This is a genomic window from Larkinella punicea (assembly GCF_003334855.1).
Classification (GTDB): domain Bacteria; phylum Bacteroidota; class Bacteroidia; order Cytophagales; family Spirosomataceae; genus Larkinella; species Larkinella punicea.
The window spans coordinates 163252-180845 of sequence record NZ_QOWE01000006.1; the positions used below are offsets into that span (position 1 = coordinate 163252).

Genomic DNA, 17594 nt, shown 5'->3' on the forward strand with positions numbered 1-17594 from the left:
AAATCCGGGGCTATTTTTTCAATCGTCTGATTTTTTTGTTTCAAATTATCTTCAACTCGCCATTCAACCGATACGTTTTCCCTTTCCCGGTAGTCAGTTGCACCTGTTTATCGCCATATCGAAGCACACAGGGCTGTCCGGCTTTGGAAGTAATGTCAACCCCGCTCAGTTGCCCATTTTGCCAGCGGATGTTCAGCACAAAACCGCCTTGTGCGCAAATGCCATTGATGTAGCCCGTTGAAAAGTTAGTTGGCAGGGCCGGGAGCAGATCGATCGTTTTACCCTGACTTTGCAGGATCATTTCGCCAATGCCGCTGGCACCCCCAAAATTCCCGTCGATCTGAAACGGTGGATGCGCGTCGAACAGGTTGGGGTAGGAGCCGCCACCCGTAACCCCTTCGGGCGAAATGGCGGGGCGAAACAGCAGTTTGAGCATGGTATACGCGTGATTGCCATCGCGGAACCGCGCCCAGAAATTGACTTTCCAGGCCAGACTCCAGCCCGTTCCTTCGTCGCCCCGCTCCAGCAGCGACTGCCGGGCGGCTTTCATCAGCCCGGGCGTTTCGTCCCAGGTGATGTCGGTGCCGGGGTGAACGCCCCAGAGGTGCGACACGTGCCGGTGGTGGTCGTTCGGATCGTCGATGTCCGACAGCCATTCCTGCAACTGGCCGCGCTTGCCAATCTGGTTGGGAGCAATTTGCCCATACATCGTTTTGAGCGTGTCGCGAAAAGTCGCATCGGTGCCGAGGATTTCGCTGGCGGCTATGCAGTTTTTGAACAGGTCGCGGATAATCTGGTGGTCCATCGTCGGTCCGGCGACCAGGCCGAGGTGTTCGGGCGAGTTGGAAGGTGTGCTGATGAGCCAGCCGGTTTTCGGATCTTTGACCAGAAAATCCACAAAAAACTGAGCCGCTTCTTTTAGAATCGGATAGCCCCGGTTTTGCAGAAAATCCCGGTCCTGCGTGTAGCGGTAATGCTCCCAGAGGTGCCGCGACACCCAGGCTCCGCCACTCACCCAGATGCCGTGGTTCGACGCGTTGATGGGGGCCGTTCCGCGCCAGAGGTCGGTGTTGTGGTGGAGCACCCAACCCCGGGCGTTGTAGTGTGCTTTGGCGGTTTTGCGACCCGATTCCACCAACTCATCAATGGCCGCAAACATCGGTTCGTGGCAAGTCGACAGGTTCAGCATTTCGGCGGGCCAGTAGTTCATCTCGAAGTTGATGTTCGTCGTGTATTTGCTGCCCCAGGGCGGGGTGAGCAAATCGTTCCAGATGCCCTGCAAATTGGCCGGGCGGGTGCCGGGGCGGGAACTCGAAAGCAGCAAATACCGCCCGTATTGCACGTAAAGCGCGATCAGCGCCGGATCGGCGGCTTTCTCGAAGCGTTGCAATCGTTCGTCGGTCGGGAGTTGTTCGCTGACGGTGTGGCCCAGATCCAGCGAGAGGGTGTTGAAATAGGATTGGTAGTCCTGGGTATGAGCGGTTTTCAACGCGGCAAATGGCTTGGTACGGGCGGTTTGCAGCGGTTTCTGGCTCAGGGTTGCCGGGTCGCCGGAAACGTCTTTGAAGTTCTTGAAGTTGGTCCCCGCCGTCAGCAACAGCGTGGCTTCGTCGGCTCCCGAAATGACAAGTTTGTTACCCGATACGGTGATTTGGCCTTTTTTCGTCTGAACATGGAGTAAACTTTCGCCTTTCAAAGCCCCATTTTGTACCTGAACCGACAACGCAAGGGTCTGGTTATCAATCGTACGAACCGCTGCGCCTTTGTGCGGACTAGTGAGTGTGGCTTCAAAACTGATTTTCCCCGGCTGGCTGGCGGTTAACTGAACGGCGATGACCTGATCGGGGGCGCTGGCGAGGTATTCACGGGTAAACGTTACGCCCTTGGCCGAATAGCTAACGCGGGAGAGGGCGGTTTTTAGATCCAGTTCCCGGCGGTAGTTGACCGGTTTTTCGGAGCCTTTAAAATGGAGCCACAGGTCGCCAAAGGGTTGATAATCGGCCTGATAGCGGGGTGATGCCGGGGGCGCGTCATCCTGAACCCAGTATTTGAACGGTCTGGAAAGGGCAACACCGTCGGCCGGTTGCGAGCCTTCGGGATAAACGACAAACGTGGGTTGAGCGGTTTTGACACCGATAAAACCGCCTTTGTCGAACCAGTTGATGACCTGAATCGCCAGTTGATTTTTGCCTTTTCGCAGTTTTGCCGCCGGAATTGTATACCGCCGGTTTTTGGCAATGCCTTCGTCTGAACCGACCAGTTCGCCGTTCAGATACGTAAAATCCTGATCACGGATGCGGCCCAGATCCAGAATCACGTCCTTGCCCGCCCAGGCGTCGGGCAAATCGAACGAGGTGCGAAACCAGACTGCGCCATCCAGGCCCTCCAGTCCGGCCCGTTCCCAGCCTTCCGGAGTGGGAACGGACATGGTTTTCCAGGAACGGTCATCAAAGGAAGCCGATGCCGGATGTTGCGCACCAGTCAGCTTGCGGACGTTGGCGAGCCAGGCGGTTTTCTTCGGCGCATAATCCGATTCGTTGCTCTGACGCCCCATGAACTGTTCCTGCGCCAGTTTTTCGGCTTCGGCCTGTTTGCCATCAGCGAGTAATTGACGAATCCGGGTTAGGTATTGGGATGCTCCTTCGCGCTGGTATTCCCGCGGTTCGCCGGTCCAGAGCGTTTCTTCGTTGAACTGGATATGGTCGGTTTCAACGCCCCCGAACACCATACCGCCCAATCGTCCGTTGCCGATGGGCAGGGCTTCCACCCACTGACTGGCGGGTTGTTTATACCAGAGCGTAAGCGGTTGTGGACTAGATTGCTGAGCCTGAGTTGTTCGTGAAAAACAAATAGCTAAAAGGAATAAGAAGGCGGTTTTTTTCATAACTGGAACGGTTGACCGCTAGTGAAAAACAAGATATAGAATCCCCATCGTGATCATCAGTGAAATCCAGGCAATCCAGACGCGTCGGGTCGGTTTGACCCGGATCTCGGCAGCGAGGGGTACGTAGATGGACGGATTTTTATCGAATACTGAAATCAGAGTGGCTGTGAGCAATAATACCGCAAAAATAGAAAAGGAAACCAACAAATAGTGGGGCCAGAAAGGGTATTGGTCGGGCGGTAACACCCACAAATACAGAACACCAACGACCAGACTGAACGCTGAACCGACTGACAAAATGGCGTTGACGGCGGTGCGCGTAGTGCGTTTCCAGAAAACCGTTAGCAGAAAAACCACCGACAGGGGCGGGGCAATAAACCCCAGCACCGACTGAAACACGTCGAACAGATTCAGTCCCTTGATGCTGTCGATCGCCAGGGCCATCAGAACGGCAAACCCGCAACCCACCACCACGGTCAGTCGCCCGACTTTGATCAGTTGCTGCGTGCTGGCGTTGGGGTTGATTTTCTTCCGGTAAACGTCCATCGTGAAAACCGTACTCAGCGAATTGAGCGACGAGCCAATCGTGCCGACCAGAACCGCAATCAGCACCACAATCACCAGCCCGTTCAGGCCGGGCGGAAACAGGTTCGTGACCATCGTCATGTAGGCTTCGGCGGGGTCTTTCAGGTTCGGAAACAGAATGAAACAGAGAATGCCGGGCAGAATGAACAGCGGCAGCGACAGGATTTTGAGCCAGCCGATGAAGTTGACGCCCAACTGCCCCTGCTCCAGATTTTTGGCTCCCAACACCGATTGCACCATCGCCTGATCGGTGCAGAAAAAGGCGATGGCGGCCACCGGATACCCCAGCAAAATAGCGGGCCAGGGATAGCTCGGATCGCTGGCCGGGTGAATCAGACTCCAGTACGAAGCGGGTGCTTTCTGAAAAACCGCAGCGAGTCCGCCGACTTTGTTGACGCCGAGAATCGTGAGCGTCAACGAAACGCCGATGAGCAGAATCATCTGGAAGATATTCACGCGGGCAATGGCTTTCAGGCCACCCGAATAGGCGAAAAGTCCCGCAAACAGCACCAGCACTGTAACCGACTGCACCATGGGAATGCCCAGAATCTGCCGCACCAGAAAACCGCCCGCGAACAGGCCCAGCGATAGCCACGAAATCAGGATTTTGATCAGGGCATACCACGCCAGAATGGTTTGCGTCGATTCGCCGTAGCGTTTCCCCATAAACTCGGGCATGGTCGAGACGTTGGCGCCCAGGTACTTCGGGGCAAAAACGATGGCGAGCAGGAATAAAAACACGAACGCGTACCAATCGAAATTGATGGCGACAATGCCCGTGCTGTAGCCGATGCTTGCAAACGCCAGCAGCATCGAAGGCCCCACGTTGGTCCCCCACATGTTGAAGCCAATACTGGCCCAGCCCAGCGATTTGTTCGCCAGAAACAGCGTCTCGTCTTCGCCTTTGTTTTTCGGCACACTGGCGCGGTACCCAATCACCGCCAGAATCAGCAGGTAGGCCAAAACGATGCAATAATCCAGGAAGGTCAGGCGGTCGATGAGGGAGGTCATGGGGAGGAAAGATGTTAGGAAAGTCCAAACGGTACCAATACATTTGAAAAGACCTTTGGAATTCTTAAATTCGTATAAGTGAAAAAACAACGCAGATCAGGCCTTGATTTTGAAATAGACAGACTAACAAATTCGATTGAAAACACCCTGACTGGCGAGGTTTTCGATACATAAATTAGTAGGCTGACTGACAAGGATACAAGACAGATTAAGCGGGCGGACTGGCTTTTTAATTGGCATAAAGAGCTTAGGGATAAGGCTAAAGAAGTTTATAAACTAACGACCGTAAATAATCCTACCATCATTCAGGGGCTTGTTAGTATTGAAGACAAGCAAGACCATGTTTTCATGCATTTGATTGAGAGTTCCAAATTCAATAAAGGGAAAAACAAAGTTTATTTTGGGGTTCCGGGAAATCTCGTTGCTTATGCCTGTAAAGTTTCAGTTGACAAAGGCTATGAAGGCTTTGTTGCTTTTGATGCGAAGTCCGCTTTAATCAAACACTATCAGGAATCGCTTCTGGCTACTCATTTTCGTGGATTACGAATGTTCATAGAAACTAGCGCAGCCTTGAGACTTATTGCACACTATTTTAAAAGTTAAGACGATGGGACTGATAAAAGAACCAATAGATATTGATCTGTCAACCAAGTCTGAACCGTGGACGGAGCAGGAACTTGTGGAATTTCGGGAAATCATGCAACAGATTAAGACTCGAAATGCCAAGCGAAAAAAACGAGTGTTACAGCTTAAAAACACGGGTAGACAAACTGCCTAAATAGCAGACCTACAACCCATATTCGCTCAAAATGTCCCGTATTTTCACCGGTTTTCCGGTTTGCAATGATTTATCCATGGCCTGAAGCAGGGCCACTGTGCCGATGCCTTCGCGGATGTCGGGGTAGGCCGTTTGCCCGGATTCGAGGCAGGTCGCGAAATAATCGAGGTAATTCTGGTACTCACCCGCGTGGTGGCTTTTGCCCTCAAACCGGAAATAGTGTTTCAGCTTGTGTTCCCAGGTCTGCACGATTTCGTCGCCGGTGTTGGTCGTGATCGCGTAGCGCAAATCCATGTAGTCGGCCTGACTACAGCCTTCCGTACCGCGCAGGATGCAGCTCATTTCGGAGTCACGCACAACGGGTTGAACAGGGCCGGTGTAGGCGCCACTCACGCGGGCGATGCGTCCGTCGGTGGCTTTGAAAATGAAGTGCATCGTGTCGTCGTTTTTCAAACCGCCCTTCCGGCCGTTGGCGCTGAGCATACCGTAGCCCATCACTTCCTCAATGTCGGGCAAATACCAGCGGATGAAATCGACCGGATGGCTGAGACCGCCATACAGCCATTTGAAGGTATTTTCGAGCGACCAGCCTTTGGCCAGAAACCAGCGGTGGTCGGCGTGGTAATAGCCTTCGATGGTGATTAATTCGCCGATCAGACCCGCTTCAAAATCCGCCCGCTGCTTTTTCATCGGTTCGAAAAACCGGGAACTCTGCCCAACGAACACTTTTTTGCCGGTTTGCTCGCTGAGGTCGATCAACGCTTTGGCTTTCGACAAATCATCGATGAACGGTTTGGTGCAGACCACGTGCTTGCCGTGCAGGAGTGCCTGTTTGGTGTGTTCGGCGTGGAACTTATCGGGCGTGTAAATCGCGATGACGTCAATCGCCGGATCGTCGAGTAAATCCTGGTAGTTGGTCGTATAGTGCTGAAAATCAAATTCTTTGGCCCGTTGCTGGCACAGTTCCAGTTTCTGATCGCAGACGTTTACCAGTTCGTAGTTCGGGCTCGATAAAGCCGCCGACATGGTGCTGCGTCCTTCGCCTAATCCTAAAATTCCTAATCGTAGCATGGTTTACGGTTTCTGAAAATTGACCCAGACTTCGCCCGGTTTTGTGCCGGGAATGCCTTCCTGATAGCGTTTCATGCGGGCGTTCCAGGCATCGACGCGCGGGTTGTTTTCGGTGGTTTTGGGGTTGAGTTTGTCGAGACTTTCGCCTTTGGGAATGCTGATAACCAGCATCAATTGCCGCCCGTTTTTAAACACCAGCAGTTGCTGAAAACCGGCGTTACAGAAGCCTTTCGCTACCTCAGGCCACTTCTCAAACTGCGTGGCATGGTCGGCGATGTATTCTTTCTGAAGCGTTTCATCAGCCACCAGATTGGCCGTCAGAATCGTATGATCCCACTCGCCAGCCGTCGGGCCGGCATCGCAACGGGTTCGGTTGAACTCGTAGACCAGATCGTAGTACGTCCTGATCGTCGCTGTTGGAAATGCCGACTTGAGCCGCCCGGTCAACACCGAAACGTCCTGTATCTTGTCGAAAATAACCGAACGGTTTTGCCATTGGTACAGCGCTTCCGGCCGGATTTTCGTACGAATCAAAACCGCCTTCAGACGTTGTGCATCGACCGGTTTGCTGTCGTTGCTAACTATCTCGACAAGTGCTGGCATTTCTTTGGTAATCAGCCAGTTGGAGTCTGGTTGCACGTTGTCGTTGAGCAGATACCAATACGGTTTCTGAATCCCCGCTTTCGTTCGAATGCTGTCCGAAACCTGCGACCCGTTGTGTTCCCAGACGTTGTTCGGCCCGTTGGCATTTTGCAGAAATTTTTCGGACGGCGTCCAGTTGTTTTTAATCGTGAAATACGACGATCCTTCGTCGGTGTAGAGGTAAAACCAGTGGTGAGGCAGGTGCGCGTAGGGGGCTTTGTATACACTGTCGATGGCATTTTCGGCGATCAGCGAACCCGGTTGCGCCGACAGCGTGTAAATGGCCGCGGCATCGTACAGGTGCTTGGCAAAATGGTGAATCCTGTTGGCAACCACCGCATTGTTCCGCATCGCGTTGATCGTTGGCGTCCAGCCCCAACCCAGACTAATACCGCTATACGACACCTCGTTGATTTCGTTGTGCTCGATTCGGATGCCCCGAACGTAGCCCGCGCCAATGCCTACACATCCCCAGTCTTCGTTCGTGACGTTGGTAATCAAATTATTGCTGATGAGTAGGTTACTGCAAATCTCCCGTTCGTCGTCCGGATTATAGGGCCGGTGAATTTCCGTGGCTTCGTCGGAAAAAACACCCGCCAGAATGCCCGTTCCGCCGATGTCTTTGAACAGATTGCCCCGGATCACATTGTTACTTCCGCCTTTGTGGTAATCCAGTCCGGTGGCCGCCAGATGCTCAAACCGGCAATTCTCAAAACCGGTCTGCTGGGCAAACGACACCTCCACAGCCGCAGCCGGACGGCCGACCCACGCCTGATTTTCGAGTGTTTTTTTGTCGGGCGTCCCCGGTATTTTCAGTTTGTAGGCATCGAGCATAAACAACCCGGCCTGGTGCGGCACGTGACCCTGCTGCGACGGGCGGAGCCAACCCGTATGCTGGAACGAAATCCCCTTGAACAGGACGTTTGAAACCGGGCTGTCGGCGGTTCCGATCATTCGTACCAGCGTTTCGAGCGATGGCGCGATGACCTGTGCCGTGGCCAGATTTTCGGTCGGTCGCGGGATGTAGTAGATTTTTTCGGCTTTGGTGTCCAGAAACCACTCTCCGGGTTGATTCAGGAACTGAACGGCGTTGGTCAGGTAAAATGCCGAGTTGCCGGTTTCTTTCGAAATCCAGGGTGCGGGCCAGGGATGTTCCGATTGAATGCGACTTTCGGGCTGGTGAAAGGATAATTTGGCACTATCGCCCTGTACGTCAATGTGTTTTACGCGCAGATTGGCAATCGCCCACCACTGGTGAATCAGCATTTCCAGACCGGCGGCTTTTGATAAATCGCCAAACTTTGGGGTCGGAATCCAGCAGGTTTGCTCGGCTTTGTTCCACGACAGAATCCGGTTCATCAGCGGATACGGCGTATCTTTGGCGCGGGTCGCTTTTTCGCCGTTCACCCACAATTGCCGGAATTCAACCAGCCGCCCACCGACTTTCGGCGCATCGGCCACCCAGACTTTTCCGACGGCTTCTTTGGTCAAACCGGCAACGCTATTTTTCAACTTCTGCCAACCGCTTATCGAAACGCCACCGCTCAAAACCGGTTTCGCATTCGGAGCCGCTTCAATCACCGTCGGACTCGCTGGCGTCCCCGAATCCTCCGGTCGAATGAAAACCGGCTCGTTTAACGCATAAACGCCACTTTTTAGATAAATATGCGCGCCTTTCGCCACGCTCGGGTCCGATAATCGACGCAATTCCCGCACCTTCCGAAGCGCCAGTTGCAAACTGGCTACCGGTTTTTCGTTCGTTCCCGCATTCAAATCCGAGCCATTTGGCGACACCCAGATTTCAGCTTGCTGCGCGAAAATGAAGTTCGGTAGCAGGGAGAGGATGAATAGGTTTATGAGTCGTTTCATAAAGCCAATTGCCCCTAAATCCCGATCGTCGGCCCGGCCTAAAGGGGACTTGGACGCCGAAACATCCAGATGCTTGAAGTCCCCTTTAGGCCGGGCCGACGATCGGGATTTAGGGGCGTTCTTTTTCATTTCCCGGAAAAATCAAAATACAACGTCAGCTCTTTGGCGCGCGCGGGTTCCTTTTCGTAGTCATAAAAAATATGCTTCATGCCCATTGGGCCGGTGGTTTCGTTGCGCTGCGTTTTGCTGCCAATGCTGCTGATGCCCTGCATGAACGACAGATCGCCCGTCGGGAAGAGGGGTTCGTAATTGTGCCATTGATCGGTTTTCCAGGCGGGGGTGAACAGCCGGAAAAAAACATCTTCGTTTTCCGTCGCCACCGTAAAAGGCTGGCCAGTGGTTTCAAACCGGCACCAGTACAGGTTGGCGTGATAGCCTTTGAATTCGGGGTATACCACCGGCGATTCACCGGTTTCGGTGTTGTTATACGCCTTGTTCCAGACGCCCAATGTGCCGCCTTTCATCCGGTTTTTCCAGACGCGATACGGCCCTTTGCCCATCCAGTTGACGGCCTTCATCTCGCGTTCGGGGAACGAGAAATTGACGCCCACCAGCGTCGTAAAATAGCCATCTGGAAAATACCGCACCCGCATTTTGACCCAGCCCGATGGGTAAATGGTCCATTGCAACGTGTTGTAGCTGCTTTTTCGGTCAAAGGTCGATTCGATGACGACGGTTTTGCCGTCCATGCGGTGGGTGAAATTTTTGAAATTGTTGACACCTTCCTGCAACACCGGGCCGTTGGTGAACGGGATCGTTCCGTTCCGGTTGGTCACTTGTTTCAAGATGCCGGTTCGCTTACTAAATGACAACACAATGCCGTTGGCCGAAACGGTATACAAAGAATCGGATTCAGTGAAAGTGACCGGAGCCGAACCGTCGGTTTTGACGAGCGACGCGGCAATTTGGTGGGGTAACGAAATCGGAAAACTCCAGGTAAATAGCTCGCGTCGGTGCGGATCGGTGGCGGTGATGTATAGAAAGTCGTAGTCTTTCCAGTTGCTGGGTAACTGAGCCTTTAGTACGCCTTTTTCGAGCGGTTTCAGGTTCGGTGCCGCAACGGGAAATGATTTTTCAGACGGTTTTACGCCGTCGAATGGGCCACCCACTTTGACTAGTTTTCCGGTAAACGAACAGCGGCTCGTATTGGTAAAGTGATACCGGTTTTCAATCGGAAACGTGCCGTCGAAGGTTGGCGTGATCTCCCGACGTTCCAGCCGAATCGGTGACCAGACTTCTCTGATCGTAAAAAAGCTGCCTTCTTTTTCGCGGTATGGCCCCACAATGCCGTCGGCGCCCCGGTTTCCGTCGGTGTCGATGAGGCCGTTCTGATCCGTTCGCACGACGCCCTGATCGGCAAAATCCCAGAGAAAACCGCCAGCCGCCAGCGGATCGTGCCACATCGCTTCCCAGTAATCTTCCAGCCCCGCGCCGTGGCCGCCGTCGTACATCCCGTGCAGAAATTCGGTGGGCAAGGTGATCGAGTGGCCGTGGTTGTAAGTGCCGATGCCGTAATTATATTCCCGGTAATGCTGCGTGTCAAAACCGCCGAAATCCTCCCAGGCGTGGATGACGGGCCGTTTTTGAAGGTCTTCTTGGGTGAATAACGCATCCAGTTCGACATTGTGACCGCCTTCGTTCCCGTTGATCCAGAAAATAACCGACGGGTGGTTGACATCGTGCGTAATCAGTTCGTGGAGCAGTTTAGTGCCCGTCGGCGTGTCGTAATGGCCGTGCCAGCCCGCCAGCTCGTCGAACACGAAAAGTCCCAACGAATCGCAGACGTCGAGAAAATGATCATCGGGCGGGTAGTGCGACATCCGGACGGCATTCATGTTCATGTCTTTCATCAGATTGACGTCCAGAATGCTCAGTTTTTTGCTCAAGGCCCGGCCCGACGACGGCCAGAACGAATGCCGGTTGACGCCCTTGAGTTTGACTTTTGTACCGTTGACGTAAATACCATCGCGCGGCTTCACTTCGACGGTTCGGAAACCGAAGAATTTCGTCACGGTATGCACCGGTTTTCCAGCTTCCAACAACCTGAATTCTACTTTGTAACGATTGGGTGTTTCCGACGTCCACAAGAGCGGTTTCGGGACGGTTTTTGTCAGGGCAACGGTATGGGTTTCTGTACCGATTTTTGCGCTGAACGGTTCGCCTACTTTTTGTCCGGAAACCGTGTAAATCTGTCCGGAAATTTCAGTGGCTTTGCGGTTTGTCTTCAATTGAAGTTGGGCCGTAAAAGAGCCGTTGGCTTTGGCGTCGATGGCAACGTGTTCGAGGTGTTGGGCGGGGAGAATTTCCAGGTAAACCGGTCGGAAAATACCGCCGAAAATCCAGAAATCGCCCTTGCGTTCGGCTTCGTTGACGGATGGGTTCACCGAGTGTTTCGAGACGGTAATTTCCAGCAAATTGCCCGAACCGTACTGGAGTAAATTCGATACATCGTATTTGAATGCGTAGTAGGAACCTTCGTGTTTTGGCCCCGCCGGTTTGCCATTCAGTTTGACTTCCGTATCGGTCATAACACCCTCAAAAACCTGGTTGATTCGCTTGCCTTTCCACGACGCCGGAGCCTGAAAAGTATGCTTGTAAAGTCCCTGTTCTTTGCCGCGCGAACTGTCTTTGGCAAAACCGTAATTGTACTTCCCGAATCCCTGCAACTCCCAGTTCGACGGCACCGGAATGGTGGTCCACTTTCCCGAATTCCGACCGGCTGTGCAGTAAAATTCCCAGTTCACGGTCTGGTCGTTTCCGGTGCCGGACAAATACCGTTTTTCGGTTTGCTGGGCGGTGGCAACCTGCGCAATCAGAAGAAGAAAAACCGGTATCAATCGGTACATCATGGGTCGGATTCGGGTCAGTTACTGGCCTTTTTTAAGTCGGTTAATACGCGTTTTTTTACCTTGAAAATCGTCCCATGTTTGTGGCCTTCCGGAACGGCAATTTGGGCGGAAACATCCGTAAACGTTTTGAAGTCGCGGGTCTTCACGGCTCCGTAATTTTTGTCCTGATAGGAGTCGAAATAAATCAGCCAATCATCACCAACTTTGGCAACGGAGGGGCCTTCGGTGAATTTTTTGGTAAACGGTGTGGATACGTCGGTGTAGGGTCCGGTTGCCTCTTTCCCAAACGCGACTTTGAGGTTGCGTTCCGGGCGGGTATTATCTTTCAGAACCAGCACGTAATCAGCGGGTTTTCGCTTGACGATTACCGCATCGATCACGCTGAATTTCGGGTCGAGAAACAGTTGGGTAGGCGCGAAGGTCTGGAAGTCTTTCGTGGTCGTGTAATACATCCGGTGGTTGTTTTTCTCCTCTTCCACCCCGCGTTCAAACCGGCTCGGAATGGTGGACGCCCAGATGATGATAAACCGGTCGGTTTCGTCGTCGTAAAACAGTTCGGGCGCCCAGACATTGACCGTTGTCGGTTCGTGTTCCATCACTGGAATAAACCGCTCCGAAGACCAGTGAATGAGGTCTTTGGAACTCGCATAACCGAAGCCTTTGTCGTCCTTCCAGCTACTCGTCCAGACGAGGTGAAACGTGCCGTCTTTGCCCTGCGCAATCGACGGGTCACGCATCACTTTCTGGTTGCCAATTTCGGGTTTCAGAAATGTACGGTTCAGGTCTGTCCATTGATAACCGTCCGTGCTGTACAAAAACCGGAGCCCTTCGTTGGCCGGTTCATGAAACGAACTGAACAGGTAGACGCTCTTCGAACACGAACTGAGCAGGAGCAGAATACTGAACAGGTAATGAATCCGCTTCATGGTTAGGGTGTCAATGCGTTCGGCTAAAAAGCCGGTTTTCGCATCTACAAAGGATCAATTTTTCGGGGTGTGGGATATGTATCATTTTAGCGGGGGTGTGTAGGATTTTGTCAATCCGAGAGTTTGGTGTTCGGTTTACGGTTTTCAGTTTACGCCGGGCCGTCGCTACGGTGGCTGACGCAAGCTTTCTGACGCGTTCCAATTACGTGCGTCAGCCACCGTAAACCGTAAACTGAAAACCTTAAACCGAATACCAAAAGTCAATACCCCGGATTCTGCGTAATGGCCGGATTCTGGGTGCGGACGATTTGGGGAATCGGCCAGAGCAGTTTCGTGGCAGTAATGGCTTTCCCTTTGGCGGTCAGAACCGGGACGGCGCGGTTGGTGCGTTTCAGATCGAACCAGCGTTGAAATTCGATGGCTAATTCCGTCCGGCGTTCGTGTTCGATGGCGAGATCGAGCGTCGGGTATTTGGCGATTGGATACGTTGCCTCGCCAAACTTGGGCAGTTTCGCCCGCGTTCTGACCAGATTGAGGTACATCGGATCGCCGGTCGCTTCGGAAAGCAGCAGCAGCGCATCGGCGTACCGCAGCACCATGAAGTTGTTGTTGGCCAATGGGTTGCCGCCCACCTGCGTCGCTTTGGTATCCGTCCATTTGATGGGGTATTTCTGGGCGATGAACGTCCCGGCATTGTTATACCCCAGCGCAATCGAGGCATCCCGGCGCGGGTCACCGGTTTCGTATTCATTGTACAGATCGTCGGTTACCTGATTCATGCCACCGCCGTAGAAACCGAGGAAGTTGTTGTTCGGGTAGAATGTCTGATAAAAGCGGCTGAATGGAGCCGAGGCATTTCCGCCCAGATACTGAATTTCAAAGATTGACTCTTTGGTATTTTTGACGCTCGGTCCCCACAAATCGGTATAATTGGCGAGCAATGAATACTGATTGCTGTTGTACACTTCTTTCAGCACGGTAGCCGCGGCCGCTTTATCGCCCAGGGTCAGATACACTTTACCCAGCAACGTCTGAGCCGCTCCTTTGGAAGCCCGGCCCGGAATCGTAATGGCCGTCGCCAGTGGTAGTTTTTCAGCCGCAAAAATCAGGTCTTTCTTGATCTGATCGTAAACCGCACTTTGCGGGGAACGCAGGACGGCGTAGCTTTCCTCGCCGGTCAGTGGCGTGGTGACGATGGGCAAATCGCCCCACAACTGCACCATGTTGAAGTAATAAAGTCCCCGCAGAAACTGCATCTGGGCTTTCACGCCATCCTTGTAAGCGGCATCCAGACTGGCCCCTTCAATTTTGTCCAGCACGATGTTTGCGTTGAAAATCGCCTTGTAGGATTCCTGCCAGAACTGGTACACCATTGTGTTGGCGGTGGCCAGACTGTAGTCCTTGAACTGCCATTTATCGGCCTGAATCCCCGAAATATTGAACATGATGGCGTTGTCGCTCATCTGCTCGTTGGCGTACGAAACCGGACCTTCAGGGTGGTAAACCGTGTACAGCGACGCATACGCCCCGTTGACGGCCAGCTCGAAATCGTCCCGGGTTTTGAAGTTATCCGCCGTTGGATTAGACAATGGCGTCAGATCCAGAAACGTGTCCTGGCAACTGGAGGTCAGCAAGCTGACGCAAAGAAAGGTGAGGAAATATCGTATCGTTTTCATGGGTGATCGTTCTAGTGTTCAGCTTACAAATCTACTTTCAGGCCAATCGTGACGACGCGCGGGATGGGGTACGAACCGTAATCGACGCCAATGAAGGCTCCGTTGGGCGCATTGCCCGAGGCATTCAATCCGTTGCTGCCGCCGGCATAATTGCTGGCACCGTAGGTCGTGTTTTCGGGGTCGTAGTTGGTGTATTTGCTCCACAGGTACACATTATCGGCATTGATGTACACGCGGGCCACGCGGAACGGGGTTTTGCGGGTCAGCGACGACGGCAGCGTATACGAAAGCCGGATGTTTTTCAGGCGGGTAAACGACGCATCCTCCACCCACAGGCTGTGAAACTGATCCTGCAAACCGGTCAGGCCGAGGGTCGCGCGGAAGTGTTTGCCGTCGCCGGGATCGGCTTCCGACCGCCAGCGGTTGTCCACGCTCGCAAACATGTTCCGGCCGTTGTTCCAGAAGCCCAGGTAGCGGAAATTCTGGTTCACAATCTCCCCGCCGTAGGTTCCCTGCAACAGAAACGAAAAGTCGAAGCCTTTGTAGGAAACCGTGTTGGTCAGACCGGCGGTGAAATCAGGTTGGAAATTGCCCAGCGAGGTGCGGTCGTCCGGTGTAATCTTGCCGTCGCCGTTCACGTCCCGGATGATCGGATCACCCGGTTTGGTTGAGCTGTAGTGCGGTGCCGCATCGACGGCCGCCTGGTTTTTAAATACGCCGTCGACCACGTAGCCGTAGAAATTGGAAATCGGCTGGCCCACTTCGGTTTTCACCGCCACGACGAAATCGGTGTAAATAATCGGGGCGTTTGTAGGGCCTAACTGCAAAACCGTATTGCGGTTCCGGCTGACATTCAGATCCGTCGTCCAGACGACTTTTCCCGTGGTGTTTTTAGAATTAATATTCAGCTCAATCCCCCGGTTGCGCATCCGGCCGATGTTGGTAAGTTGGGACGAAAAACCGGAAATGTCGGGCACCGGCACGTTCAGGAGCATATCGCGCGTCACCGAGTTGTAATATTCCGCCGACAACCCGATCCGGTCGTTCAGCACGCGCAGGTCAACGCCGATGTTCATCTGGCCGGTGCGTTCCCATTTCAGGTTGGTGTTCGAAATGTTGGAGATCGTCAGACCGGATGCCAGGGCGGCCCCGGAAACGTAGTTGGTCGCCGATAACAGGCTGATGGCGCCGTAATTTGGAATCTGGTTGTTCCCCGCAATCCCGTAGCTGGCGCGCACTTTCAGGCTGTTCACAAACTTGACGTTCTGCATGAACGACTCGTCCGAAATCAGCCAGCCCGCCGAAGCCGACGGGAAATAGCCCCAGCGGGTGTCACGCCCAAACCGCGAGCTACCGTCCCGGCGAATGGCCGCCGTCAGGAAATACTTGTTCTGAAAATTGTATTGCGCCCGGCCCAGATACGAGATCATCGACCATTCGGTGGCCGTGCTGGAACCGCTGGTGACCACCCCGGCATTGAGCGTTTCGACGAGGTCGTTTGGGAAATTACCCGAGGTAACCGTCGCAAATTCATCGCGTTGTTTTTGAACCGAATAACCGGCCAGCACATTCAGGCTGTGGTCGCCGAAGCGTTTGTCATACGTCAGCGTGTTTTCCGACAGCCAGTTTAGCATGTACGACGACTGCACGTTGCCCTCCGCCGGGAGCAATCCCGAATAGCCATAGCCCTGATTTTTAACCCGGTACGAGTTCAGGCGGGTGTTGAACAGGTTGCCGCTGATGCTGGTCCGAAACTTCAGATCGTTGGTAATAAAGTACTCGGCAAAGGCGGTTGCGAGGGTGTTGAACGACTTGTTCTGCTTGTGGTAAAACCGGGTCAGCGAATACGGATGCCAGAGGTTCAGGTCGTTGTAGGCGACGTATTTGCTCCAGACCGAGTTGGGGTCGCGGTAGCCCAGATTGCCGTTTTCGTTGTAAACCGGAAAAATCGGATCGCTCTGAATCGCCAGACTGACGACGTCGCTTTTGCCCTGCGTCCCTTCCGTCCGATCAAAAACCGTCGTTGCGCTCAGGTTCAGCCCCAGCGAAAATTTGTCCGAAACCGTGTGTTTGATATTGGTGCGAAGGGCCAGCCGTTTGTAATAGTTTTCATCCAGAACCGCCTGCTGATCGAGGTATGATCCCGAAAACAGAAACTGGGTTTTCTCGGTTCCGCCCGAAACTGAAAGCTGCGCGTTGTGCGACGGAGCCACGCGAAACATGACGTCCTGCCAGTCGGTGCCTTTGCCAAATTGCTGCGGATTATTGATAAAGTCTTCCGGGATGCGGTACGTCGAGGGCCGGGCACTGTTGGGGTCCGAGGCTTTGTTGACAGCCGGATTCAGGTCGACCCAGGCGTTGTTGTGGGCGTCGATGTAATACCCGATCCACTGCTGGGCGTCCATCATCGGCACTTTCCGGATCACCGACTGCGTGCCGTATTCGTAGCCCGCGCTGATGCTGGTTTTGCCGACTTTACCGAGTTTAGTCGTGATTAAAACAACGCCGTTGGCCCCGCGCGAGCCATAAATGGCTGCGGATGAAGCATCTTTCAGAACATCGACCGACTCAATATCCTGCGGATTGATCAGGTTCAGGTTGAAGTTTTCGAGCGGAACACCATCCACCACGAACAGCGGAGTCGTACCGGCGGTGATGGAACTGACGCCCCGAATCCGGATAATGGGCGAAACGCCCGGCGCTCCCTGCGACTGCGTGATGTTGACCCCGGCAATTTTGCCCGCCAGCGACTGAGTAACATTGCTGAAGGAGCGGTCTTTGAACTCATTAAAGCCCACCGAGGCCACCGCGCCGGTGATGGCCCGTTTGCTTTGCGTACCGTAACCCACCACGACTACTTCATTAAGCGTCTTGTTGGATGGAAGCATGGAAACGTCGATCACCGAGCGGTTGCTGACCGGAATTTCCTGGGTTTCGTAGCTGATGGAGCTAAAGACCAGCGTCGAGTTGTCGTTGGCGGAAAGGGAATAGGCACCCTCCTGATTCGAAATCGTACCGCTGGTGGCGGATTTGATCAGCACGGAAACGCCCGGTAGCGGTTTTCCGTTTTCGTCGGTGACCTTCCCCGTAATGGTAAGGGATTTGGTCTGTGCGAATACCTGAACAAAAGAAAAACAAAGTAAAGTAAAGATCACGCTGGCTCGCCAGGATCTTCGGGAGGTAAGAGTAGAGCTCATCGTACTGGATTTGTTAAAATGTTCATAGAAATGATCAATTGAATCC

9 protein-coding genes are annotated in these 17594 nt (G+C 53.5%); 1 reads left to right on the forward strand and 8 read right to left on the reverse strand.

Features of this window, described 5'->3' with window-relative positions:
* Window positions 1-40: 40 nt before the first annotated feature.
* Both DUE52_RS08965 and DUE52_RS08970 read right to left on the reverse strand, forming a co-directional pair.
* Window positions 41-2884: a glycoside hydrolase family 95 protein gene (locus DUE52_RS08965; protein WP_114405651.1), complete on the reverse strand. Its 2844-nt coding sequence runs from the start codon at window positions 2882-2884 to the stop codon at window positions 41-43.
* Window positions 2885-2902: 18 nt separating this feature from the next.
* Window positions 2903-4480: a sodium:solute symporter family transporter gene (locus DUE52_RS08970; RefSeq protein WP_114405652.1), complete on the reverse strand. Its 1578-nt coding sequence runs from the start codon at window positions 4478-4480 to the stop codon at window positions 2903-2905.
* Window positions 4481-4828: 348 nt separating this feature from the next.
* On the opposite strand from DUE52_RS08970, the gene DUE52_RS32770 reads away from it, so the two are divergent.
* On the forward strand, window positions 4829-5083 hold the full coding sequence (locus DUE52_RS32770) for a hypothetical protein (RefSeq protein ID WP_229312116.1): 255 nt from the start codon (window positions 4829-4831) through the stop codon (window positions 5081-5083).
* Between the two features lie 184 nt (window positions 5084-5267).
* On the opposite strand, the gene DUE52_RS08980 is transcribed toward DUE52_RS32770, so the two are convergent.
* The 6 genes from DUE52_RS08980 to DUE52_RS09005 form a co-directional block, all read right to left on the reverse strand.
* On the reverse strand, window positions 5268-6329 hold the full coding sequence (locus tag DUE52_RS08980; protein ID WP_114405653.1) for a Gfo/Idh/MocA family protein: 1062 nt from the start codon (window positions 6327-6329) through the stop codon (window positions 5268-5270).
* Between the two features lie 3 nt (window positions 6330-6332).
* Window positions 6333-8840, reverse strand: coding sequence for an L-rhamnose mutarotase (locus tag DUE52_RS08985; RefSeq protein ID WP_114405773.1), 2508 nt, complete (start codon window positions 8838-8840; stop codon window positions 6333-6335).
* Between the two features lie 125 nt (window positions 8841-8965).
* Window positions 8966-11749 (reverse strand): glycoside hydrolase family 2 TIM barrel-domain containing protein, encoded by a 2784-nt coding sequence (locus DUE52_RS08990; RefSeq protein ID WP_229312117.1) that lies wholly within the window; start codon window positions 11747-11749, stop codon window positions 8966-8968.
* Window positions 11750-11763: 14 nt separating this feature from the next.
* Window positions 11764-12675: a glycoside hydrolase family 43 protein gene (locus tag DUE52_RS08995; protein ID WP_114405655.1), complete on the reverse strand. Its 912-nt coding sequence runs from the start codon at window positions 12673-12675 to the stop codon at window positions 11764-11766.
* Window positions 12676-12935: 260 nt separating this feature from the next.
* Window positions 12936-14351, reverse strand: coding sequence for a RagB/SusD family nutrient uptake outer membrane protein (locus DUE52_RS09000; RefSeq protein ID WP_114405656.1), 1416 nt, complete (start codon window positions 14349-14351; stop codon window positions 12936-12938).
* Window positions 14352-14374: 23 nt separating this feature from the next.
* On the reverse strand, window positions 14375-17548 hold the full coding sequence (locus tag DUE52_RS09005; RefSeq protein WP_114405774.1) for a SusC/RagA family TonB-linked outer membrane protein: 3174 nt from the start codon (window positions 17546-17548) through the stop codon (window positions 14375-14377).
* Window positions 17549-17594 lie beyond the last annotated feature (46 nt).

Bases quoted from the DNA above. Each gene is read 5' to 3' on its own strand.
- DUE52_RS09005 (WP_114405774.1), bottom strand. From the start codon at position 17,548: ATGAGCTCTACTCTTACCTCCCGAAGATCCTGGCGAGCCAGCGTGATC.
- DUE52_RS08970 (WP_114405652.1), bottom strand. From the start codon at position 4,480: ATGACCTCCCTCATCGACCGCCTGACCTTCCTGGATTATTGCATCGTT.
- DUE52_RS08990 (WP_229312117.1), bottom strand. From the start codon at position 11,749: ATGATGTACCGATTGATACCGGTTTTTCTTCTTCTGATTGCGCAGGTT.
- DUE52_RS08995 (WP_114405655.1), bottom strand. From the start codon at position 12,675: ATGAAGCGGATTCATTACCTGTTCAGTATTCTGCTCCTGCTCAGTTCG.
- DUE52_RS09000 (WP_114405656.1), bottom strand. From the start codon at position 14,351: ATGAAAACGATACGATATTTCCTCACCTTTCTTTGCGTCAGCTTGCTG.
- DUE52_RS08965 (WP_114405651.1), bottom strand. From the start codon at position 2,884: ATGAAAAAAACCGCCTTCTTATTCCTTTTAGCTATTTGTTTTTCACGA.
- DUE52_RS32770 (WP_229312116.1), top strand. From the start codon at position 4,829: ATGCATTTGATTGAGAGTTCCAAATTCAATAAAGGGAAAAACAAAGTT.
- DUE52_RS08980 (WP_114405653.1), bottom strand. From the start codon at position 6,329: ATGCTACGATTAGGAATTTTAGGATTAGGCGAAGGACGCAGCACCATG.
- DUE52_RS08985 (WP_114405773.1), bottom strand. From the start codon at position 8,840: ATGAAACGACTCATAAACCTATTCATCCTCTCCCTGCTACCGAACTTC.